25 protein-coding genes are annotated in these 22,654 nt (G+C 63.4%); 12 read left to right on the plus strand and 13 right to left on the minus strand.

Going from position 1 to position 22,654, the window contains the following annotated elements; genetic code table 11:
• Positions 1-148: 148 nt before the first annotated feature.
• The 13 genes from fliR to fliF form a co-directional block, all read right to left on the minus strand.
• On the minus strand, positions 149-934 hold the full coding sequence (gene fliR / locus PspTeo4_RS24070) for a flagellar biosynthetic protein FliR (protein ID WP_322366259.1): 786 nt from the start codon (positions 932-934) through the stop codon (positions 149-151).
• A gap of 6 nt (positions 935-940) precedes the next feature.
• Positions 941-1,210, minus strand: a complete 270-nt coding sequence (gene fliQ / locus PspTeo4_RS24075) for a flagellar biosynthesis protein FliQ (RefSeq protein WP_322366260.1) — start codon at positions 1,208-1,210, stop codon at positions 941-943.
• A gap of 19 nt (positions 1,211-1,229) precedes the next feature.
• On the minus strand, positions 1,230-1,979 hold the full coding sequence (gene fliP / locus PspTeo4_RS24080) for a flagellar type III secretion system pore protein FliP (RefSeq protein ID WP_322366261.1): 750 nt from the start codon (positions 1,977-1,979) through the stop codon (positions 1,230-1,232).
• Positions 1,976-2,392 (minus strand): flagellar biosynthetic protein FliO, encoded by a 417-nt coding sequence (fliO, locus tag PspTeo4_RS24085; RefSeq protein ID WP_322366262.1) that lies wholly within the window; start codon positions 2,390-2,392, stop codon positions 1,976-1,978. Before fliO ends, fliP begins: the two co-directional genes overlap by 4 nt.
• Positions 2,389-2,853, minus strand: coding sequence for a flagellar motor switch protein FliN (fliN, locus tag PspTeo4_RS24090; protein ID WP_322366263.1), 465 nt, complete (start codon positions 2,851-2,853; stop codon positions 2,389-2,391). Before fliN ends, fliO begins: the two co-directional genes overlap by 4 nt.
• Positions 2,846-3,928, minus strand: coding sequence for a flagellar motor switch protein FliM (fliM, locus tag PspTeo4_RS24095; protein WP_322366264.1), 1,083 nt, complete (start codon positions 3,926-3,928; stop codon positions 2,846-2,848). The genes fliN and fliM overlap by 8 nt, the downstream gene beginning before the upstream one ends.
• 3 nt (positions 3,929-3,931) lie before the next feature.
• On the minus strand, positions 3,932-4,396 hold the full coding sequence (locus PspTeo4_RS24100) for a flagellar basal body-associated FliL family protein (RefSeq protein WP_322366265.1): 465 nt from the start codon (positions 4,394-4,396) through the stop codon (positions 3,932-3,934).
• Between the two features lie 122 nt (positions 4,397-4,518).
• Positions 4,519-5,796, minus strand: coding sequence for a flagellar hook-length control protein FliK (locus PspTeo4_RS24105; protein WP_322366266.1), 1,278 nt, complete (start codon positions 5,794-5,796; stop codon positions 4,519-4,521).
• A 7-nt stretch (positions 5,797-5,803) separates the two neighbouring features.
• Positions 5,804-6,256: a flagellar export protein FliJ gene (gene fliJ, locus PspTeo4_RS24110; RefSeq protein WP_322366267.1), complete on the minus strand. Its 453-nt coding sequence runs from the start codon at positions 6,254-6,256 to the stop codon at positions 5,804-5,806.
• 22 nt (positions 6,257-6,278) lie between these two features.
• Positions 6,279-7,667 (minus strand): flagellar protein export ATPase FliI, encoded by a 1,389-nt coding sequence (fliI, locus tag PspTeo4_RS24115; RefSeq protein ID WP_322366268.1) that lies wholly within the window; start codon positions 7,665-7,667, stop codon positions 6,279-6,281.
• Positions 7,664-8,365, minus strand: a complete 702-nt coding sequence (locus PspTeo4_RS24120) for a FliH/SctL family protein (protein ID WP_322366269.1) — start codon at positions 8,363-8,365, stop codon at positions 7,664-7,666. The genes fliI and PspTeo4_RS24120 overlap by 4 nt, the downstream gene beginning before the upstream one ends.
• The gene (fliG, locus tag PspTeo4_RS24125; RefSeq protein ID WP_322366270.1) at positions 8,358-9,356 is read right to left on the minus strand and encodes a flagellar motor switch protein FliG; all 999 of its coding nucleotides are present in this window, start codon (positions 9,354-9,356) and stop codon (positions 8,358-8,360) included. The genes PspTeo4_RS24120 and fliG overlap by 8 nt, the downstream gene beginning before the upstream one ends.
• Positions 9,349-11,076: a flagellar basal-body MS-ring/collar protein FliF gene (fliF, locus tag PspTeo4_RS24130; RefSeq protein ID WP_322366271.1), complete on the minus strand. Its 1,728-nt coding sequence runs from the start codon at positions 11,074-11,076 to the stop codon at positions 9,349-9,351. Before fliF ends, fliG begins: the two co-directional genes overlap by 8 nt.
• A gap of 249 nt (positions 11,077-11,325) precedes the next feature.
• Between fliF and fliE the strand changes: the two genes are divergently transcribed.
• The 12 genes from fliE (at position 11,326) to PspTeo4_RS24190 (ending at position 22,641) form a co-directional block, all read left to right on the plus strand.
• On the plus strand, positions 11,326-11,643 hold the full coding sequence (fliE, locus tag PspTeo4_RS24135) for a flagellar hook-basal body complex protein FliE (RefSeq protein ID WP_322366272.1): 318 nt from the start codon (positions 11,326-11,328) through the stop codon (positions 11,641-11,643).
• Between the two features lie 137 nt (positions 11,644-11,780).
• Entirely contained in the window at positions 11,781-13,178 is a 1,398-nt protein-coding gene (gene fliD, locus PspTeo4_RS24140; RefSeq protein ID WP_322366273.1) for a flagellar filament capping protein FliD, read from the plus strand.
• Between the two features lie 24 nt (positions 13,179-13,202).
• Entirely contained in the window at positions 13,203-13,598 is a 396-nt protein-coding gene (gene fliS, locus PspTeo4_RS24145; protein WP_322366274.1) for a flagellar export chaperone FliS, read from the plus strand.
• A gap of 8 nt (positions 13,599-13,606) precedes the next feature.
• Positions 13,607-13,972, plus strand: a complete 366-nt coding sequence (locus tag PspTeo4_RS24150; protein ID WP_322366275.1) for a flagellar protein FliT — start codon at positions 13,607-13,609, stop codon at positions 13,970-13,972.
• Between the two features lie 330 nt (positions 13,973-14,302).
• Positions 14,303-14,638, plus strand: coding sequence for a flagellar transcriptional regulator FlhD (gene flhD / locus PspTeo4_RS24155; protein ID WP_322366276.1), 336 nt, complete (start codon positions 14,303-14,305; stop codon positions 14,636-14,638).
• A 3-nt stretch (positions 14,639-14,641) separates the two neighbouring features.
• Positions 14,642-15,208, plus strand: a complete 567-nt coding sequence (gene flhC / locus PspTeo4_RS24160) for a flagellar transcriptional regulator FlhC (protein WP_322366277.1) — start codon at positions 14,642-14,644, stop codon at positions 15,206-15,208.
• Between the two features lie 114 nt (positions 15,209-15,322).
• Positions 15,323-16,201 (plus strand): flagellar motor stator protein MotA, encoded by an 879-nt coding sequence (gene motA / locus PspTeo4_RS24165; protein WP_322366278.1) that lies wholly within the window; start codon positions 15,323-15,325, stop codon positions 16,199-16,201.
• On the plus strand, positions 16,198-17,091 hold the full coding sequence (motB, locus tag PspTeo4_RS24170; protein ID WP_322366279.1) for a flagellar motor protein MotB: 894 nt from the start codon (positions 16,198-16,200) through the stop codon (positions 17,089-17,091). Before motA ends, motB begins: the two co-directional genes overlap by 4 nt.
• A gap of 100 nt (positions 17,092-17,191) precedes the next feature.
• Entirely contained in the window at positions 17,192-18,361 is a 1,170-nt protein-coding gene (gene flhB, locus PspTeo4_RS24175; protein WP_322366280.1) for a flagellar biosynthesis protein FlhB, read from the plus strand.
• Positions 18,358-20,451 (plus strand): flagellar biosynthesis protein FlhA, encoded by a 2,094-nt coding sequence (flhA, locus tag PspTeo4_RS24180; RefSeq protein ID WP_322366281.1) that lies wholly within the window; start codon positions 18,358-18,360, stop codon positions 20,449-20,451. Before flhB ends, flhA begins: the two co-directional genes overlap by 4 nt.
• A gap of 160 nt (positions 20,452-20,611) precedes the next feature.
• The gene (locus PspTeo4_RS24185) at positions 20,612-21,304 is read left to right on the plus strand and encodes an RNA polymerase sigma factor FliA (RefSeq protein ID WP_322366282.1); all 693 of its coding nucleotides are present in this window, start codon (positions 20,612-20,614) and stop codon (positions 21,302-21,304) included.
• 14 nt (positions 21,305-21,318) lie between these two features.
• The gene (locus PspTeo4_RS24190; RefSeq protein WP_322366283.1) at positions 21,319-22,641 is read left to right on the plus strand and encodes a UDP-glucose/GDP-mannose dehydrogenase family protein; all 1,323 of its coding nucleotides are present in this window, start codon (positions 21,319-21,321) and stop codon (positions 22,639-22,641) included.
• Positions 22,642-22,654 lie beyond the last annotated feature (13 nt).

Raw genomic sequence — 22,654 nt, forward strand, 5'->3', positions numbered from 1 at the left:
CAGGCTGGCGCCAGCTCCCACAGGGTGGACTGCCCCCAAGAAGTTGGACACAAATCCAACCCTTGGGGGGCAGTCCAGGGACTGTGTTGGTATTTTGTGGGAGCTGGCGCCAGCCTGCGATTGGGGCGCGCAGCGCCCCCCTGCAATTTCAAGCCGAAAGCATCTCGATGAACCGCTGCATGAAATGCAGTGCCTGATACAAAAGCCCCGCAAGAAACTGCCCCAGGTCCCCCACCAGCACCGTGAGCAGCAGCATGCCGACAAACAAAGTGGCCGGAAAACCAACCGAGAACACCGTCAGCTGCGGCGCCACCCGGTTCAAGATGCCCATCGCCAGGTTGATGATCAGCAACGCCCCAACCATCGGCAACGCCAGCAGCAGGCCGGTGAGAAAAATGCTGCCGCCGTGACGCGCCAGCGCATCCCATGCCTGGGCGTTGAAGCTGAAGTGGCCGATCGGCAGGCGCACGAAGGTGGAGGCCAGCAGCTCCAGCACCATCAGATGACCGTCCAGGGCAAGGAACATCAGAATCGTCACCAAACTCAGAAAGCGCGACAGCACCTGGCTGTTGGTGCTGGTGTCGGCGGAAAAGAACGAGGCGAACGCCAGGCCCATCTGCATGCCGCAGATATCCCCGGCCATTTCCACCACCGCCAGGGTGATGCGCATGACCATGCCCAGCGACATGCCGATCAGCAACTGCTCGACTATCACACCCAGCCCGGCCCATGAGAACAAAGCGATATCAGGCATGGGCGGCAGGTTGGGCACCAGCAGGAACGCCAGCAACAAGGCCAGACCGACCTTCACCTGGCTGGAGATGCTCTTGTGCCCCAGGATCGGGTCGCTCATGAAAAAGGCCAGCAACCGGCAGAACGGCCAGAAAAAGGCGCTGACCCAAAGCTGCAATTGCGTCCAGTCGACTTCGATCAACGGTGTTCAACCAAGCAACGTTGGCAGGCTGCTGAACAGCGCCCGGGTGTAGTCCACCAGCATTTCCATGAGCAAAGGGCCTGCGAGAATCAGCACCAGGCACACGCCGACGATCTTGGGAATGAATGACAGCGTCGATTCGTTGATCTGCGTCGCGGCCTGGAACAGGCTCACCAGCAAGCCAATGCACAGGGTCACCAACAACAGTGGCGCGGCCAGCGTCATGGTCATGCGCATGCCTTTGTAAGCCAGGTCCATCACCATTTCCGGGGTCATCGGCGTGTTCCTCTTGGGCTCATGCGGGGTAGAAACTCTGTGCCAGCGAACCGAGCAGCAGCTGCCAGCCATCCACCAGCACGAACAGCATCAGCTTGAAGGGCAGGGAAATGGTCGAGGGCGGCACCATCATCATGCCCAGGGCCATCAGCACACTGGCGACCAGCAGGTCGATGATCAGGAACGGTATGAAGATGGTGAAGCCCGCTTGAAACGCCGTCTTCAGTTCGCTGGTGACGAACGCCGGAAGCAGCACGCGCATGGGCACGTCCTCCGGGCCTTGCAGGTCCTTGACCTGCGCCAGGCGTGCGTACAGCGCAAGGTCGGTCTGGCGCGTCTGCGCCAGCATGAAAGTACGAAATGGCTTGCTGCCTTCGTCCAGAAACTGCTCGACGTTCATTTCATCCTGGGAGAACGGCACCCAGGCCTTCTGGTAGGCCTGCTCCAGGGTGGGCGACATGACGAAGAAGGTCAGGAACAGGGCCAGGCCCAACAGCACCTGGTTTGGTGGGGCGGTGGTGGTGCCGATTGCCGTGCGCAGCAAACTCAGCACGATGATGATGCGGGTGAAACCGGTCATCATCAGCAGCACCGCCGGCAGAAAGGCCATGGCGCTGAGCAGCATCAAGGTCTGCAGGCTCAGCGACCACTTCTCGCCACCGGCCTGGCCGGTGAACCCCGACAGCCCCTGCAGCGCGGGCGCTGCCTCGGCAACCGGCAACAGCGCGGGCAACAGCAGCGCCAGCAGGATCAGGCGGCGGGCATTCATGCGCTGTGCTCCGGGCCACGGGCCCCGCCACGTTTCAGGGCATCCGCCAGACGCAGGGCAAAACCGCGCGCAGGCTGCGTAGCGTCAGCCTCGGTAGCGGCGGGTGGCGCATCCATTTCCGACAGGCAGGCAATCTGCTGAGCGGTGACTCCCAGTACCAGCCTGCGGCCGCTGACCTCGATCACCACCACTTTCTCCCGCTGGCCCAGCCGGGTGCTGCCAATAACGCGAACGACGCTGCTGGCGGACGCGGGGCGGGCACCGATTCGGGACACCAGCCAGCCACACAACAGGATGCACGCCGCCACCAGCCCCAGGGCCAGTGCGGTCTTGCCCATCAGGGCCAGCCCGGTCAGGTCGTCTGCCGGTACGCCGAGGCTGGCAGGGGCGGCAAGGGCACTGGGGACGGTCATCGGTTGAGCTTCTGCACGCGCTCGGAGGGCGTGATGATCTCGGTGATGCGAATACCGTAGCGGTCATCCACCACCACCACTTCGCCCTGGGCGATGAGATAGCTGTTGATCAGAATGTCCATCGGCTCGCCCGCCAGCCCATCCAGCGCCAGTACCGAGCCTTGCGCCAGTTCCAGCAACTGCTTGATGGTGATCCGGGTGCGTCCCAGCTCCACGCTGAGCTTCACCGGAATGTCCATGATCATTTCCAGCTCGCGCGGCGAAGCCTGTGGCTGAACCGTGGCGAAGGGCTTGAACACACCGCTGCCGGCGTTGCTGGCTACCGCGGCCGGTACGGCTTCGCTCTGTTCGGCCAGGGCTGCAGCCCAAGGGTCTTCGGCAGGGTCGAGCGCACCTTGTTCGGCCAGGGCGTCGGCCCACTCATCGTCTTCGCGCGGTTCGGGAAGGTTCGGGTCACTCATGGTCGGGTTCCTTGGCTATGGGCAGGTGGCCCTTGACGAATCGGCTGGAGGAAGAGGGCTTGCCAATGGAGTGATCGATCAACTCTTTCACCAGCAGGGCGCGGGCGCCGTTGTAGCTGCCGAATTCGCAATTCATGACCGGCACGCCATCGACCCGCACCTTGACGCTGTCCGGCAGGTCGATGGGCAGCACGTCACCCTTCTTCAGTGCCATGACCTGGCCCAGGCGCGATTCGATCTCGACGAAGTCGGCGATCAGGTCAACCTGGGACTGGGTGATTTCGTCCGCCATGCGCCGGTTCCACTGCCGCTCCTCCTCCGGGTTGATGTCGGTCAGCGGGCCATTGAGCAGTTGGCGCATCGGCTCGATCATCAGGTAGGGGATGACGATGTTGAAGTCGCTGGACAGGTTGCCGACCTCAAGGTGGAAGGTGGCGTTGACCACCACCTCGTTGGGCGAGCCGGTGATGTTGGCGAACTTGGCCTGCATCTCGGAACGCAGGTATTCGATCTCCAGCGGGTACACCGACTTCCAGGCATCGCGGTAGGCATCCACCGTCAGCCCCAGCACACGCCGGATGATGCGCATCTCGGTGTGGGTGAATTCGCGGCCTTCGGACTTGGTCACGAAGCGGCCGTCACCGCCGAACAGGTTGTCCACCACCATGAACACCACGCTGGGCGGGAACACCACCAGCGCGGTGCCGCGCAGCGGCTTCATCGACAGCAGGTTGATGTTGGTGGGCATCGGCAAGTGCAGGGAGAACTCGCTGAAACTCTGGTAGCCGATGCTTTTGAAGGTGATGTCGACGTTGCGCCGGATCAGGTTGAACAGGCTCATGCGGAAGTAGCGCGCAAACCGTCCGTTGATGATATCCAGGGCATGCAGGCGTTCGTGGATTACCCGGTGCTGGGTGGCCGGGTCGTAGGGGCGAACCCGCTCGTCGGGGTCCAGGGACGAATCGCCGGGGAACTCCATCGCCGTGTCATCGGTGAGCCCGGAGGTGTCGATATCGTCGCTGCCGCGCAGCAGCATGTCGATCTCGTCTTGCGAGAGCATGTCGTTGGTGGACATGGCTTATTGCACGATGAAGTCGGTGTAGAGCACGCCGAGCAGCGCGACATCGGGCTGCTCGGCGGCCAGGTTCTTGCGCAGCAGCTCAAGCATCTGAGCTGCCAGCGCCTCCTTGCCCTGGGGCGTTGCCAGTTGTGCGCTGTCCTGGCCGCTCAGGGCGGTCAGCAGCTGGCTGCGAATCTTCGGCATGTACATCTCCACCAGCTTGCGCGTGCCCTCGTTGCCGACTTCAAGGTTGAAACCGACGTAGAGCACGCTTTGGTCATCGCGCTCGCTGTGCAGGTTGACCGTCATGGGCGCGACGCTCACCAGCAGTGGCGCCTGTGGCACCACGGCCGACGTTTTGTGTACCTGCGCCTGGGCACGTTCACGCACGATGTAGGCATACACGCCCGCGGAACTGGCCGCCGCAGTGACCAAGGCCAGTGGTATGAACCAGAGCCAGATCTTCTTGGTGGTAGTGGGCATGGATAGCGGCCTTGGGAGTGGGTAAACGGTTCGAAAGGGCGCAAGTATGCCCAGCGGGCCAATCGTCCGATGGGCTGATTAGCGCGGGTTTAGGGCGTCAACTTGTGGCTTTGCTTCGGCGTTTACAGATACAGGTCGACCCCGGCGCCAAGGCTGGCAACCTGCTGGGTTTGTGGTGCGGCAGCAGGTTCCGAGGTCGGTTCCGTGCGCGTCGTGTTGCTGGCGCCTGGCGACTCCCGGCGAGGCTGCTCGCCCATGGCCTGGCGTGATGCGCCGTCGTTGACCGACGCCTCACCCAGTGTCAGCCCCTGCGCGGCCAGCGCCACCTGCAACTGCGGCAGCGCCTGCTCCACCGCCGAGCGCACCGAGGCGTGGGTGGACTGGAACTGCGCTTGAATACCGCCTTCGCTGACATTCAGGCTGATCGACAGCGGGCCAAGGTCAGCCGGGTTCAGTTGCATGTCCATTTGCTGCTCGCCGCGACGCACCAGGGCGATCACCTGCTGGCCCAGGTCGTCCTGCCAGGCCGTGCTTCCCAAGGAGGGAGTGGCAGCGGCGGTTGTGTCGGTGCTGACAGTGCTGGCGCTGGCGGTTGTGGTCGAACTCAGGCCGGGCACGACCGTGGGCACGGCGGAAGTACCGTCTGCGGTGTCAGCGGGCGGGCTGTCGAAGGCAATGCCACGGGTGGTTTCCAGCGAGGCGCGCGTCGCTACCGGGGCTATTTCGGCGAGGCTGTCGACGGCAAGGTCTGGTTGGGCCGCAGGGGACTCCTCCTCGGGCGCGCTCCACTCTAGGGGTGCCGATACTTTGCCTTCGTAGGAAGGCTCGCTATCGGGCGAGGGTTCGGGGTTTGCCGCAGGTGCCTGCGCCCAGCTCACGGGCGCAGAAATGGCGAGTACGCCGGCATTGTCGATCAAGTCCAGGCGCTGGCGAATCGCTTCCAACGAATCCCGTGACGGCTCTGTACCGTCATCTGCATCAGTGCTGTCTTCTACTGTGTCGTCGGTGTCCAGCATCGCGGCCAGACTGTCCATGTCCACGGCTTCGTCGGCGTTGGCGTCCACTTCGGCGACCTGCAGATCGGCCGCCGGAGGCAGTGGCTCGGGAGCGACTACCTGGGGCAGTTCCTGTTGCAGGTCTGCTGCTTCTGCTTGCACCGCCAGCTGGGGAGCTTCGCTGGCTTTCACCGGTTGGCTTTGGGCAGGTAACGTCGGCGTGCTTGCAGGGCGTGTCGACGGCGTCGCGGTGGTAATCGGGGTGGCCGGCGCATCTGTGCTAGCCGTTTCGGCCTGCTCAAGCGCGGTCGAGAAGGCATTCGCCGTGTCGCTTGTGCTGCTGGTGTCGGTCACATCCTGGCTTGAGGCCAAGGGTTGGGCTGTGAGGTTGGTGATGATGTTCATGGCTCTCTCAGAATCCGCTGCCCAGGGATGCGCGTCGCGCACGGCTGGCCTGTTCGTCGGTTTGTCTTTGTTCGGCGCGACCGGCGCGCAGCTGTTCCTGTGCTTGGCGCCGGGCCAGCAGCGTCTCGATGGCGTTGACCTTGCGCCATGCCTGGCGCCAGGTTTCCTGATGCTCGGCAACCTGGGCCCGGTGGCGTTCCAGGTTGGCTTCGGCGCGCTCCATCGCCGCCTCCAGCGACTTGAGAAAACCCCGGTAGTTGGCCAGCGTGGCCGGGCTCATGCCGGCGCCGGCCAGTTCTTGCTGCAGTGTCTTGCGGTATTCGCGCTGGTACTGGTCCAGGGTGCGCAATTGTTCGGCCAGTCGTTGCTCGGCGCGGCGGCTCTGGGACAGCGCGTTGGCAGCGTCCTCCCGGGCGCGGGCGGTCAGTTCGACAAGCAGCTGGAGCGATTCGTGGGCCATGGTCTACCTGCCTGCTCTGTGGTCATTTGCCGGGGAACAGCAGATTGAGCCCGGCCAGGCTGTCTTCCATCGACGAGCGTTCATTGATCCGCTGTTGCAGGAAGCGCTCGATATGCGGGTACAGGTTCACGGCGCGGTCCAGCTGGGCGTCGTGCCCCGGCGCGTAGGCGCCCACGCCGATCAGGTCGCGGTTGCGCTGGTAGCGTGACAAGGCCTGCTTGAGCTTCTGGGTCTTGCGCTGTTGCGATTCGCTGACGATCGCGGTCATCGCCCGGCTGATCGAGGCTTCGATATCGATGGCGGGGTAGTGCCCGCTTTCGGCCAGCTGGCGCGACAGCACGAAGTGGCCATCGAGAATGGCCCGCGCCGAATCGGCAATCGGGTCCTGCTGGTCGTCGCCCTCGCTGAGCACGGTATAGAAACCGGTGATCGAGCCACCGCCCCGTGGGCCATTGCCTGCGCGCTCGACCAACTTCGGCAGCTTGGCGAACACTGATGGCGGGTAGCCCTTGGTGGCCGGTGGCTCGCCCAGGGCCAGGGCGATTTCGCGCTGGGCTTGGGCGTAGCGCGTCAGCGAGTCCATGATCAACAGCACATCCTTGCCCTGGTCGCGGAAATCCTCCGCCAGGCGCGTGGCGTACAGCGCGCCCTGCAGCCGTTGCAGGGGCGAGGCGTCGGCCGGTGCGGCCACTACCACCGAGCGGCGCAGGCCTTCCTCGCCAAGAATGTTGTCGATGAAGTCCTGCACCTCGCGGCCACGTTCACCGATCAGGCCGACCACCACCACATCGGCGCGGGTGTAGCGGGCCATCATGCCCAGCAACACCGACTTGCCCACGCCGGAGCCAGCGAACAGGCCCAGACGCTGCCCACGCCCCACGCTGAGCAAGGCATTGATGGCGCGGATGCCCACGTCGATCTGGCGGTCGATGGGCGCCCGTTGCAGCGGGTTGATCGGTTGGCCATGCAGGCTGGCGCGATGCGCCGCCAGCAACGGGCCTTTGCCATCGAACGGGTTGCCGCTGCTGTCCAGTACCCGGCCGAGCAGCGACATGCCCAGCGGCACGGGGCGGATACCGTCGCTGGCGCCCGGCTCATCGGCCAGGGCGAACACCCGCGCCCCCGACTGTAAGCCGTGGATTTCTTCCAGCGGCATCAGGTAGAGCACCTCGCCGGCAAAGCCGATCACTTCTGCTTCGGCGAAAATCCCTGGCTGTGCGCCACGCGCGGGCAGCAGTTCGATACGGCACCCGGCGCCCAGCGGCAGGCGCATGCCCACCGCCTCCAGCACGATGCCGGTGGCCCGGGTGATACGGCCGCTACGCCGGTAGTCGGTGGCCTGCAACGCTTCGCCAGCCAGGGTGTCGAGGCCTTGGCTCCAGCGTTTCAGGTGCGGGTTGGCGGTGGTCATTGGGGCGGAGCCATTTCGTCGAGCAGCCATTGGCCGTTACGTTCGAACAGCGCCTGACGTGTCTGGTGCGTGGCGTCCAGCTCGGCGGTCGCGCTCAGTGCACGGCAACCGCCGGGCTGAATCGACGGGTCGGCGTGCAGGGTCCAACCGGCCGCCGCCAGTTCATCGCCCAGGCTGCCTTGCACCCAGGGCAGGTCGCCAGGGTTCAGCTCAAGGCTTGGTTTGCCGGTCAGCGCCGGTTCGCAGGCAAGCATGCGCCGGGCGAGCTGTTCCACTTGCTCGGGCTGAACCGACAGCGCCATGCCGGCCAGACGGCTGGCAAGCTCCAGCGCCACCTGGCCCACTTGCCGCGCCACCAGGCCATCGACCTCGCGCAGCGCTTCATCGAAGCTCCGGCACAAGGCGCGCAAGGGTTCGAGGGTCTGGCTGAGCTGCTGGCGCAACTCTTCAGCCGCCGCTTCGCGCCCTTCGGCCAACCCCTGGGCATAACCCAGTTCCTTGCCTTGGGCATGGCCCAATCGTTCGGCCTCGGCTTGCGCCTGGTCGCGCAGGCGCTGCAAGGCCAGGCGTTGGGCGAGGGCGTGCTTGCGCTGTTGTTCGCGGCGTGCGGCATCCGGGTCGATGGAAAGTGGCGCTTCGGTACCCAGGGGGTCCATCTGCCAGGCTTGCCAGTGCCCATGCGGCAACCGTTCAGACATAGGCATCGTCGCCCCGTGCGGTGACCATGTCGCCGGTTTCGGACAGGCGTCGAACCACCTGCAAGATCGACTTCTGCTCGGTTTCGATCTGCGACATGCGAACCGGCCCGCGGGCCTCCATATCCTCGCGGAACAGCGTCGAAGCACGTTGCGACATGTTGCGCATGAAGCGGTCGAGCAACGGCGCCGATGCGCCTTTGAGGGCAATCGCCAGGGAATTGCTGTCGATGTTCTGCAGCAGCGTCTGGATGCTGCGGTCGTCGACATCGGCGAGGTTCTCGAACAGGAACATCTCGTCGAGAATCTTCTGTGCCAGGTCCACGCTGTGGTTGCGCAGGTTGTCGATGGCCGAAGATTCCTGGGCCGAGGCCATCAGGTTGAGGATTTCCGCCGCTGCCCTCACGCCGCCCATCTTGCTGCGCTTGAGGCTCTGGCCATCGAGCATGACGCCCAGTACTTCGGTGAGCTCGTGCAACGCCACCGGTTGTACGCCACTGAAGGTGGCGATGCGCAGGATGATGTCGTTGCGCAGGCGCTCGGGCAGCAGCTGCAGAATCGCCGAGGCCTGGTTGCGTTCCAGGTGCACGAGAATGGTGGCGACGATCTGCGGGTGTTCGTCGCGGATCATCTCCGCCACCATCGGCGCTTCCATCAGGTTGAGCTTGTCGATGCCGGAAACGGTGTTGGTGGTTTCCAGAATGTCGTCGATCAGGCTGGCGGCGCGCTCGCTGCCCAGGGCCTTGGTCAGCACCGCGCGGATGTGGTCGCTGCTTTGAATGTTGATCGCCGCGTACTGTTCGGTCTCGTCCATGAACTCGGCCAGCACCTGGCGCATTTCCTCATGGGAAACCTGGCTCAGCCGCGCCATTTCCAGGCTGATGGTTTCAACGTCCTGGCTGGGCAGGAACTTGAACACTTCGGCGGCGCTGTCGGCGTCGAGCGACAGCAGCAGGATGGCACTGCGACGTGGCCCACTGATCTTGTTAGTCATTTTTCTTCATCCAGCCGCGCACGATCATCGCCACCAGACGCGGGTCTTCGGTGGCCAGGCGTTTCAGGCTTTCCATGTTCTGTTCGTACAGCGCCGACTTGCGCGGCAGCGCAGGCCGCGCCGGGCTGCCTGGGCTGGCAACCACGTCACCGGCGGGCAGGGTGTCTGGCGTCAGCTCAAGGTCTTGGTCGGACAGCGCCATCAGCTCGCGGCGTCCGGACTCGGTAGCGCGCTGCTGCATCGGTTTGAGCACGCGTCGCCACAGCATGAAGGCGGCGAAGCCCACCAGCAGATAGCGCAGCGCACTCATGGCCAGGTTGTAGGCCTCCGGCGTTCGCCACCACGGCAGTTCGGCGAGGTCTGTCTGTTCTTCCACGAATGGGCTGTTGATCACTTGCAGGGTGTCGCCACGGCTTTCGGTAAAGCCCATGGCCTGACGCACCAGGTCGTTGATGCCGGCCAGCTCTTCCTTGCTCAGTGGTTCGTTGGAAGGGGCGCCGTCTTTCATCACGGTTCGGTAGTTCACCACTACGGCAGCGGTCAGGCGCTGAATGTTGCCCAGGCTCGATTTGACGTGCTCGACATCCCGGTCCACCTCGTAGTTGACCATGCGCTCGCTCTGCAGCGCCTTGCCGGTCTCGCTGGCGGAGGTGGTGGCGGTGGCGTTGTTGGCGTTGGCGCTGCCCGGTGCGGGCGTTGGCGCGTTGGCGCGGGTTGGCGCTGGGGTATTCGGTGGAGAGTTGGTCAAAGCACCCGGCACGCCGCGACCGCTCTCACCGGTTTGGTTCAGGCGTTCGGAGGTCTGCTGGCTGCGCACTGCTGCCGCGTTGGCATCCTGGTTGGGGGCGTAACGCTCGGCGGTGCTTTCGCGCACCGAGAAATCCACCTGGGCCACCACTCGGGCGTGCACGTTGGTGCTGCCCAGCAACGGTGTGAGGATTTCCTCGATGCGCCGTTGGTAGCTGCGCTCGATTTCGCTGACGTAGTCCAGCTTGGCGTCGTCGAGCCCGTCGCTTTCGTGGCTGCGCGAGAGCAGGCGGCCGCTCTGGTCGACCACGGTGACGCCGTCCACCGCCAGCTCGGGCACGCTGGCGGTGACCAGGTGAATGATCGCGCTGACCTGGCTCTGGCCCAGCTCGCGGCCAGGCTGCAGGGCAAGGGTGACCGAGGCCCGGGCGGCTTCGCGATCGCGGGCGAACACCGAATCTTTGGCCATGACCAGGTGCACCCGCGCATGGGCCACCGGGCCGAGCGATTCGATGGTGCGCGCCAGTTCTCCTTCCAGGCCGCGCTGATAGTTGAGGTGTTCAGCGAACTGGCTGATACCGAAGGCCTGCTTGTCCAGCAACTCGAAGCCGACACTGCCACCTTTGGGCAGGCCCTGTTCGGCCAGTTGCAGGCGCAGTGCATTCATCCGTTCGGCAGGCACCATGATGGTGTGACCGCCTTCGCCCAGCCGATAGGGCACGCCGCGTTTGTCCAGTTCCCCGATGACCTGGCCGCCATCCGCTTCGCTCAGGTTGGAAAACAGCACGCGGTATTCCGGCTCGCGCGCCCACAGCAGCAACGCCACCAACACCGCCACCGCGGCGGCGCCGGCCAGCAGCAATGGCAGCATCGGCCGGCCACGCAGCAACCCTGCCAGCGCATCCAGGGCTTGGGGCGGGCTGGCAATCGGCAGATTCTTTTTTGTGCCCTTGGCCTGGGCAGCAGTAGTCACGAGCACCTCGAAGCTGAGGTTGTGGCCGGGAAGAGGGGCATCACAGAGTCCGCTGGCAATGGTAATCGACCCGCGGTCCGCCGGCCGGTTGGGGCGGTGGTCCAGTCGGGATTGGCTCAGCGTCATTCTGGCGAAGCGCAAAGCGGGCAAAGGGCAGAAAAGCCTGATGTTTTGCTGCCAATTGGGCGGATTCGTATTTGCACTGGCTTGTTAATCTGCCGCGCATTCGCCAGCCACGAGCCCCGTGCCATGACCAGCCCAGCCTTTGTCGATGCCTTGCAACAGTTGAGCAGCCTTGCCGAGCAGGCCCAGGGCACTGCTTCGTTCCGGGGCAATCAGGCCGCCACCAGCTTTGCCGGCGAACTGCAGGTTTCGCTGCAGCGCATCAACCAGCTGCAACAAACCGCCGGCACCCAGGCCAATGCTTTCCAGGCCGGCAGCAGCGAGGTTTCGCTCAGTGATGTGATGGCCGATTCGCAGAAAGCCAGTGTCGCGTTCCAGATGGGGGTGCAGGTTCGCAACCGCCTGCTCACTGCTTATAAAGATGTGATGGCCATGCAGGTTTGAGACGCCGCTCACAGATTTAGCAGCAAGTGCCTTAAAGACGACCCAGTCGATTGCCGATGTTGCGCCCTAAGACAGCCACTGAACCGCGTTGGCGGTAAGCGGCCCGAAAAGCTGCGCACATCAGGACGGACACGCACATGACCACCACCAGCTCTACAGCCTCCATCACTTCCCTGGGCGTGGGCTCCGGGCTTGATCTGGAAAGCATCCTGGAAAGCCTGGAAGAATCGAAGACCACCAGCCTGCTGGACCCGATTACCGCCCAGGAAGAATCTGTCGAAGCTGAAATCTCGGCCTACGGCACGTTGACCAGTGCGCTCGATGCGCTGCAAACGGCTGCAGAAGCCCTGGCCGACGCCAGCCTGTACGAGTCGTTGAGCACCAGCATTTCGGGCAGCGGCGTGTCGGTGACGACCAGCAGCGAGGCGGTGGCGGGCTCCTACAGCATCGAGGTCACCCAGCTGGCGCAGGCCCAGAGCCTTGCCACCGATGGCATCAGCGATACCAGCAGCACCCTGGGTACCGGCACGCTCACGCTTCAGGTTGGCAGCGACGAAGCGATCTCCATCACCCTGGACAGCAGCAACAACACCCTGGCCGGGCTGCGCGACGCGATCAATGCGGCGGATGCCGGTGTCACCGCCACCATCGTCAGCGATGGCAGTGACAGCCCGTATCGCCTGGTGCTGACCTCCAACAGCACCGGCACCGAAGCGCAGATGACCGTCAGCTACAGCAGCGACGACAGCAGCGACCTGGCGACTTCGCTGTTCGGCTATGCCGATGGCTCCGGCAACATGACCGAAACGGTCGCCGCGCAGGATGCCGAGCTCACCATCAATGGCATCTCGATCACCAGCCAGAGCAACACCGTCGAAGAAGCCTTGCAGGGCGTCACCCTCAGCCTGACCGCCACCGGCAGCTCGCAGACCCTGACCATCGAGCGCGACACCGACACGATCCTCGATGCGATCACCGATTTCGTCGATGCCTACAACGACTTCGTGGCCACGGTGGATGACCTGACCGCCTACGATGCCGACTCGGAAACCAGCGGGGAATTGCTGGGCGACTCCACGACCCGGCGTATCAGCACCGAACTGGCCAGCGACATCTACAACTCGATCGGCAGCGGCACCTTCACCTACCTGTCGCAACTGGGCATCGCCCTGGAGTCCGATGGCACCTTGTCCATCGACGAAGACACGCTGGAAAGCGCGCTTGAAGACAACATCGACGCGGTATCCGAATTCTTCATCGGCAGCGACGGCAGCTCGGGTTTCATCTCGCGCATGACCGAAGACCTGGACAACTACCTCGACGAGGACAACGGCCTGATCGTCGCCAAGACCGACAGCCTGGAATCCAAGCTCGAACAGCTGGAAGAGCGCTACGAAGAAAAGCAGGACCTGATCGATTCCGAGATGGAGCGCTGGCGTGAGGAGTTCACCGAGCTCGATACCTTGATTTCCACCCTGAACTCCACCGCCGATTACCTCACCACCCAATTCGAGGCGCTCAACAGTGACGATTAATGCCCGCGTGACGGAGCTCGCCAGATGATATCCGCCCAAGACGCCAGCGCTTATGCCCGGGTGGGCCTGGAGAGCGGCATTCTTGCCGCCTCGCCGCACCAGCGCATCACCATGCTGTTCGACCACTACCAGGCTTCGCTGCGCCTTGCCCGCTTGCACCTGCAGGCGGGCAACATCCCGGCAAAGGGCAAGGCAATCACCCGTGCCGTCAATATTGTCAGCCGGGGGCTGCGTGCATCACTGGACCTGGAGCAAGGCGGCGAGATCGCCCGTCAACTGGACGATCTGTACGACTTCGTCGTGCGCCTGTTGCTGCGCGCCAACCTTGAAAATAACGAAGAGCACCTAACTGCCGCCGCGGAGCTTCTGGGCAATATCGCCTCGGCTTGGAACGCGATTGGCCCGCAAACCGAGGATTAACGGTAGATATGCTGCAAGCACAAGTGATCGCTGCCTATGAACGACTGCTGGAACAGTCACGCCGCATGCTCGCATGCGCGGAGAATGGTGACTGGGATGGCATCTTCACACTGAAGTCGCAGGGACTGATTGACGCCGCCGGCCTGCAGCGGGCGGAACGCCAGTCGGAACTCGACGAGCAGGGGAAAACGCGCAAGCTTGAACTTGTTACCGAAATTCTGGAGCTGGATGCCAAGGTCAGCAGTTTCTTGCATGAACGGCAAAACTACCTGGGGCAACTCATGCAAGTCAGCCGTCAGAAAGACGAGTTGGACAATGCCTACCGTTTGAATGGCGCCAAAGTGATATCACTGAGCCATCTTTTGTATCGGTAGCGGCAGTAAGCCATCATCTGGTGGCTGATGAACGCGTTGCAAGCGTGTAAAAATCAGGGTCTTAACAGTACTTAACACTTCTTTGGTAAATACTAGTAAAGGTCTGCCGCTATCTGTTATCGGGCGATGCACTTGATACTTTAGTGGGTAAAAAAATAAATCTCGATGCCCCGCAAGGGAGCACTCGGATGTTCAACACATAGGAAAGCCGCAGGAAACCCAGAAAGCCCACGCTAGAGGCTTTGGTCATTTCAAGCGCAGGGCAAGTGTGTATGGCTTCATCTTTACGGCGTGCCGGGGCGGTAGTCACTATCGAAAAAGGGGAGAAAGTTGCCAAACACTAATAAAGACCTAGCAGACATCCAGGAACTCAACCTGTCCTACTTGCTGCTGGCACAGAACTTGTTGCGCAAGGATCGCGAAGTCGCGATGTTCAGGTTGAAACTTAACGACAACATGGCGGACTTGCTCACCCAGTTGAGCAGCAAGCAGATGACCCAGTTGTCCAGGACCAACCAGCTCATTTGCCGGCCTATCTTCGAGGAAGCAGAGCGTATTTCCAGGGCTCTGGATAACTCGCGCGAGCTGGGCATGGTTGAAATTCACACTTCCCTGCTGATGGCGGCTGCTGACCGTTCGGAAGGCATGCACAGCAACGGCGGCTGAGCCATGTCCGAGAAAAGTCTGGTCACCGAGATGCAGCAGGTGCATCTGGCCATCGAGCTGATCCAGCTGGGGGCGCGCCTCCAGGTCGTGGAAACCGAGACCTCGCTCAGTCGCGGGCGGCTCATCCGTCTGTACAAGGAAGTACGCGGAGCTCCTCCGCCCAAAGGCATGTTGCCGTTTTCTACAGACTGGTTCGTGACTTGGCTGCCGAACATCCATTCGTCACTGTTCTACAGCATCTATTGCAGCTTGCTGGAGATTGGTGGCCATCGGATCGACGCCTTCATCAAGGCGTATCGCTTGTACATGGAGCACGCCAGCGACACCGAGGGCGAGCGGGTGCTGGGGCTCACGCGCGCCTGGACGCTGGTGCGCTTCGTCGAGAACGGCATGCTGGAGCAGATTCGTTGCTCCTGCTGCACGGGCAAGTTCATCACCCACTCGTACTCGCCGACCCAGAACTACGTGTGCGGTATTTGCCAGCCGCCGTCCCGGGCAGGCAAGACCTTGAAGCGCCGCGATAGCGAAACCGAAACCCTCGACAGCCTGCGTCCGGTACGCCAGCGATGACCCATCGCCCGCGCAGGCGATGGGTTTCACAGTCACCGGGGCAAGTTTTCTCAAGTTGGCCATTGCCGTTGCCGATCTTCAGCCGTCTTTCACGGGAACCTGAGGAGCGGCGACGTGCTTATTGTATTGGGACTGTTTGTGGCGCTGGCCTCGGTATTCGGTGGTTTCGTACTGTCCGGTGGCAGCCTGGGGCCTTTGTATCAACCCACTGAACTGCTGATGATCGGCGGGGCGGCGATCGGCGCGTTCATCGCGGCGAACAATGGCAAGGCCATTCGCGCGACCCTGGGCGCGGTCTCGACCTTCAGGCGCAGCGCCGGCTACGACAAATCCTTCTACATGGACCTGCTGGCCATGATGTACAACCTGCTGGGCAAGGCCCGGCGGGAAAGCCTGCTGGCGGTGGAGCGGGACATCGACAACCCGCGGGAAAGCCCGATTTTTTCCCAGTACCCCAAGCTGCTCGACGACCCGTTGGTGCTCAACTTCATCGTCGACTACCTGCGCCTGCTCATCAGCCTGTCGGTTCAGGCCCATGAGCTGGACGAGTTGATGCAGCACGAGATCGAGGAATTCGAGCATGAGGCGCACCTGCCCGCCGATGCGCTGTACAAGATCAGCGATGGGCTGCCGGCCTTCGGCATCGTTGCCGCGGTGCTGGGGGTGGTCAAGGCCCTGAGTGCGGTCAATGTCGGCCCTGACATGATGGGCCTGATGATCGCCCATGCGTTGGTCGGCACCTTCCTCGGTATCTACCTGGCCTATGGTGTCGTCGCCCCCCTGGCCAGTCGCATCGAGCGGCAGACCGGCGAATCCACCAAGATGCTGCACTGCCTGCGCATAACCTTGCTGGGCCATGTGCAGGGCATTCCCCCGCAATTGGCCGTGGAGTTCGCCCGCAAGGCGCTGCACAGCAGTGAAAGGCCCACCGCCGATGAGCTGGAAAACCATGTGCGGGGCGGTGCCGGTCAACCGAGCCTGGCGACAGCATGAGTGAGCAGCCGATCATCATTCGACGCAAGAAAAAGGCCGCCAAGGGGCACCACGGCGGGGCCTGGAAAATCGCCTTCGCTGATTTCATGACGGCGCTCATGGCGCTGTTTCTGGTGCTATGGGTGCTTTCCAATGCCGGCAAGGGCGACAAGGAGGCCATCGCCCAGTACTTCAGCACGCCGTTGCTGGTAGCCCTTGCCCATGGTGACAAGAGCAGCGCCAGCACCAGCGCGATTCCCGGTGGTGGTACCGACCCTAACGTGTCGCAGGGCGAAAGGGTCCGTAAACCTCCGCGATCCAGCCGTTTGTCCAGCGAGGAACGACGTCACCTGCAAGCGCTCAAGCAACGGCTGGAAGATGCCGTGGAGCGCGACCCGAAGCTGCGCGAGCTGAAGCAGCAGATCGCCATCGAGTTGAGCCCGGAAGGCCTGCGCGTGCAATTGCTGGATACCGACAAGCGCCCCATGTTCGAGCTGGGCAGTGCGAAGGTGGCGCCGTACATGAGCCAGTTGCTGCGCACGTTCGCCCCGGTGCTCAATGAACTGCGTAACCGGATTCAGATCAGCGGCCATACCGACAGCCATCCCTATGCGGGCGGCGAAGCGACTTACAGCAACTGGGAGTTGTCTGCCGATCGCGCCAAGGCTTCGCGCCAGGAACTGGTGGCGGGCGGGCTCGACCCGGACAAACTGTTGCGGGTCTCGGGCATGTCCGACCGTATTCGCTTGCGCGGGGCCGGGCCGTATGACGCGGCCAATCGGCGGATCGAGATCATCGTCCTCGACAGCCAGGTCGCTCAGCGCATCCTAGACCAGGACGAGTACGGCATTCAGGCGCCTCCTGGCAGCGACCACGAGCCTGTCAGTGCCCCAGCGCAAACCCCGCAATAGCGAGGCATAAAGGCGTTTGTTCGCAGGTTCGCCGTGCCAGGCGCCTGTCCACAATAGCGGCCCCTGAACTGCCCGGGTGGCCGCTGTTGCCTGAACGATCATGGCCGAGACCAGCAGAGAAGACCAGACCGAAGCGGCCACGCCGCGCCGCATCGAAAAAGCCCGGGAAGAAGGGCAGATTGCGCGCTCGCGCGAGTTGACCACGTTCGTCATGCTGCTGGCCGGTATCGGTGGGCTGTGGGTCATGGGCGGGCATCTTTACGACCAGATCGGCGCCATCGTCGAGCGGGCACTGCTGTTCGATCGCGTCCAGCTGTTCGATACCGCGCGCATGCTCGCCACCTGCTGGGCGCTCGGCCAGTCGGCGCTGATGGCCCTGATTCCGTTCTTCGCCTTGATGGTGTTTGCCGCCCTGGTAGCGCCGACGTTGCTTGGCGGGCTGGTCATCACCCTGGCAGCGGCGCGGCCGCGTCTGTCCCGGGTCAACCCGATCAGCGGCCTGGCGCGCCTGTTTTCCATGCAGGTGCTGGTGGAACTGGCCAAGGCCATCGCCAAAGCCACGCTCGTTGGCCTGGTGCTGTACCTGTTCCTGGATGCCCACATCGGCCAACTGCTCGGCCTGCCCAAGCTGCCACCGCAGCAGGCGCTGGTGACGACCATGGCGTTGACGGCGAAGGCCTGTGCCACCTGCGTGGCGGCCCTGATCGTCGTGGTCGGCATGGACACGCCCTACCAGTTGTGGACCTACGCCAAGAACCTGCGGATGTCGAAGGAGGAGGTGCGCCAGGAGCACAAGAACTCCGACGGTGACCCCCATGTGAAGGCGCGCATCCGGCGCCTGCAGCAGACACGGGCGCGCCGACGCATGATGAGCAAGGTGCCCAAGGCTGACGTGGTGGTGACCAACCCCAGCCATTTCGCGGTCGCCCTCAGTTACCGCAAGGACAAGGATGGCGCCCCGCGCGTACTCGCCAAGGGGGCGGATGCCGTGGCGCTGCGTATTCGCGAGATCGCCCAGGAGCATGACCTGCCGATTCTGCAGGCGCCTCCGCTGGCGCGTGCGCTGTATTTCCATGTGGACCTCGACCGAGAGATCCCCATGGAGCTCTACACCGTTGTCGCCGAGGTGGTGGCCTGGGCCATCCGCCTCAAGCGCGTCAGCGAACACGGCGGGCCCGTTCCGCCCACACCGCTCAATCTGAACGTTCCTGATGGCATGGACCAGCCAGGACGACGCGCCAGGAAAACCGAGGACCCACAAGACCCATGAAAGGCCTGACTGCCCTGTTACGTCGCGACGCCTGGCCAGCCGGCGCCGACCTGAAGATCATGACCGGCCCGGTGCTGATCGTGCTCATCCTGTCGATGATGATCCTGCCGCTGCCAAGCTTCATTCTCGACCTGCTGTTCACCTTCAACATTGCCCTGGCGATCATGGTGTTGATCGTCAGCATGCTCACCGAGAAGCCGTTGGACTTCTCGGCATTTCCGTCGGTGCTGCTGTTCACCACGCTGCTGCGCCTGTCGCTGAACGTGGCATCGACGCGGGTGATCCTGATGCATGGCCATACTGGCACCGACGCCGCTGGCAAGGTGATCGAGGCCTTCGGCGAGTTTCTGGTTGGCGGCAACTTTGCGGTGGGGCTGGCGCTGTTCCTGATTCTGGTGACCATCAACTTCATGGTGATTACCAAGGGCGCGGGCCGTATCGCCGAGGTGGGCGCACGCTTCACCCTCGATTCGATGCCCGGCAAGCAGATGGCCATCGATGCCGACCTCAACGCCGGCCTGATCGGCGAGCCAGAGGCCCGCAAGCGACGCAAGGAAGTTGCCCAGGAAGCCGACTTCTTCGGCTCCATGGACGGTGCCAGCAAGTTCGTGCGGGGTGACGCCGTGGCCGGCCTGGTGATCATGGCGGTGTGCGTCGTCGGTGGCCTGGCCATCGGCCTGCTGCAGCACGACATGAGCTTCGCCGACGCGGCCCACACCTACACCATGCTGACCATTGGCGATGGCCTGGTGGCGCAGATTCCTGGCCTGGTGATCTCCATTGCGGCCGGTGTCATGGTGTCGCGGGTGAATACCGAGGAGGACGTCAGCCGGCAGATGATCGGCCAGCTGTTCAGCCGCCCGAAGATGCTGATGATGACGGCCGGCGTGATGGGCTTGCTGGGCCTGGTGCCCGGCATGCCCAACCTGGTGTTCCTGCTGCTGACCGCGCTGTTGGGCGGGCTGGGCTGGTGGTTCTCGCGCCAGGAGCAACTGGCCGAGCAGGCACCGGTATCGGTCGCCCAACCCAAGGCGGCGGTGCAGAGCAGCGAGGCGAGTTGGGATGACGTGAAGCTGGTGGACACCCTCAGCCTGCGCGTGGGCCATCGGCTCATTCCGCTGGTGGACGTGCGCCAGCAAGGCGAGCTGAGCACGCGTATCAAGAGCCTGCGCAAGAAGTTCGCCCAGGACATGGGCTTTCTGCCGCCGGTGGTGCACGTGCGCGACAACCTGGAATTGTCGCCCAACACCTACATCATCAGCCTCAAGGGCGTGGAAGTGGGGCGCGGCGAGATCTACCCCGGCAAGTGGTTGGCGATCAACCCTGGCAAGGTCACTGGTCAGCTGGAAGGCAAGGAGGCGGTGGACCCGGCCTTCGGCCTGCCCGCCATCTGGATCGACCAGAACCTGCGCGAGCATGGGCAGATCTACGGCTACACCGTGGTCGATGCCAGCACCGTGGCGGCTACCCACCTGAACCATCTGCTGCATCAGCATGCCAAGGACATGCTGGGGCGTGGCGAGGTGCAGAAGCTGCTGGACAAGCTGGGCAGCGACGGCAAGGGCCTGGCAGATGAAGTGGTGCCCAAGCTGCTGACGCTGACGCAACTGCAACGCATTCTGCAGAACCTGCTGGAGGAGAACGTGCCGATCCGCGACATGCGCACCATCCTCGACACCCTGGCCGAGCACGGCGGCGCCCAGCAGCCGCCCGACATTGCCGAGCTGACGGCACTGGTGCGCATCGCCCTGGGCCGTTCCATCGTCAACCAGTACTACGCCAACAAGCCGGAACTGCGTGTCATTGGCCTGGATTTCAACCTGGAGCAGGTGGTGATGCAGGCGGTTGGCAATGGCGGCTCCCTGGAGCCGAGCCTGGCCGACACCTTGATGAAGGAAACCACCCAGGCCCTCAAGCGCCAGGAAATGAACAGCGACCCGGCCGTGCTGGTGGTGCCCAACCGCCTGCGCCCAGTGTTGTCGCGCTTCCTGCGCCGGCGCCTGCGTCAGCTGGCGGTGATCGCGCTGAGTGAAATCCCTGAGGACCGCACCCTGCGTATCACCAGCATCATCGGCGCGCCTGGGTCCTGACGCCGGCTAACTGACGAATAGCCCTGAAACCACGGGGTTGTTCTTGGCTTCGCGGCCAGAACGCTGCGCCGATAATCCCGGCGCTATCCCTCAGGCAGCGCTCGGTTTGCAATCGGCGCGGATGCCTCATCGCCACATGGGTCCTTCACAGGCGCGCACGATGTATACGGCACAAGGCAGGATGTACCAACAGGAACTGCTGCAGCAGTACTTGCCCTTGGTCAAACGGCATGCACTGAACTTCAAGACGAAGCTGCCGCCCAGCATCGACCTGGATGACCTCATCCAGGCCGGCAGCATCGGCCTGCTCGATGCCATCACCCGCTACGACCAGACCCGGGGGACCACCTTCGGCACTTTCGTGCTGCACCGCATTCGCGGGGCCATGCTCGACGAACTGCGCTCGCGCGACTGGGCGCCACGCAGCGTGCGGCGCCAGGCACGGCTGCTGTCGGACACCCTGTATCGGCTAGAGCAGAGCCTCGGCCGCTCGCCTACCGAGCGCGAGATCGCCACCGCCATGGGCATGTCCCTGGCCGAATACCACCAGCTGCTGTGCGATACCAATGGCAGCCACATGCTGCCCATCGACCAGGTCAGTGAAGACCACTTGGAAACCCTCGAATTCCATGGTCGCAACCCCGTCAACGCACTGCTCGACGAGTGCAATCGCACGCTGCTGATACGCGCGATCGACAGCTTGCCCGAGCGCGAGCGGCTGCTGATGGCGCTGTACCACCAGGAAAAACTCAACATGCGTGAGATTGGTCAGGTGCTGAAAATCAGCGAGTCCCGTGTCTGCCAGCTGCACAGCCAGGCCATCGCCCGCCTGCGTGCGAAGCTGGCGGACTGATCGTTAGGAAAACCATGAAAATCAGCGTGTTTGGTTCCGGGTACGTAGGGCTGGTGGCAAGCGCCTGCCTGGCCGATGCAGGGCATGATGTGATGTGCATGGACATCGACCCGTTGCGCGTCGAGTCCTTGAAGGCCGGCGAAGTCCCCATCCATGAACCCGGGCTGGACGTGCTGCTCGGCAGCAACCTTCGCGCCGGGCGCCTGCACTTCAGCTGCGATGCGGCACAGGCCGTTGCCTTTGCCGAACTGCTGTTCATCGCTGTAGGTACCCCGCCCGATGAAGATGGTTCGGCCGACCTTCAATATGTGCTGGCGGTGGCCCGGGACATTGGCCGGTTCATGAGCGGCTACAAGGTGGTGGTGGGCAAGTCCACCGTGCCTGTTGGCACTGGCGAAAAAGTACAGGCGACCATCGCCGCCGAGCTGGCAAGACGTGGCCTGCAACTGCCGTTTGAAGTCTGCTCGAACCCTGAGTTTCTCAAGGAAGGGGCGGCCATCGAGGACTTTACCCGTGGCGCCCGCATCGTTGTCGGCACCGAGTCGCCGGCGGTCATGCGCCTGATGCGCGAATGCTATGCCCCCTACAACCGTAACCACGACAAATTGATGTTCATGAGCCTGCGGGCCGCCGAGCTGACCAAGTACGCCGCCAACGCCATGCTGGCCACCAAGATCAGCTTCATGAACGAGATGGCCAACCTGGCCGAGCACCTGCGCGTGGACATCGAAGAAGTCCGACACGGCATCGGCAGCGACCCGCGCATTGGCTACGACTTCATCTACCCAGGCTGCGGCTATGGGGGCTCGTGCTTTCCCAAGGACATTCAGGCTCTGAGCCGCACCGCCCAGGCCGTCGGTTACGAACCCCAGTTGCTCAATGCGGTGGAGGCGATCAACCAGCGCCAGAAAGCCGCGCTGTTCAAGAAGCTGGAGCACGCGCTGGGCGGTGAGCTTGAAGGACGGACCATTGCCGTCTGGGGGCTGGCCTTCAAGCCCAACACCAACGACATGCGCGCAGCGCCCAGCCGGGCGTTGATGGAGGCGTTGTGGGCAAGCGGTGCACGGGTGCAGGCGTACGACCCTGAAGCGATGCCGGAGTGTCGTCGGCTGTATGGCGAGCGTGACGACCTGTTGCTGGCCGGGGACCGGATCCAGGCAGTGAAGGGCGCTGACGCGCTGGTGATCTGCACCGAGTGGAAAGCCTTTCGCAGTGTCGACTTCGACTGGCTGCGCCAGCAACTGCGCAGTGCCGTCGTGATCGATGGGCGCAACCTCTACGACCCCCGCGCCGCCGCTGATGCCGGCCTGACCTACCGCGCCATCGGCCGGGGCTGAATCAGCCCCGACC

Source organism: Pseudomonas sp. Teo4 (assembly GCF_034387475.1).
Classification (GTDB): domain Bacteria; phylum Pseudomonadota; class Gammaproteobacteria; order Pseudomonadales; family Pseudomonadaceae; genus Aquipseudomonas.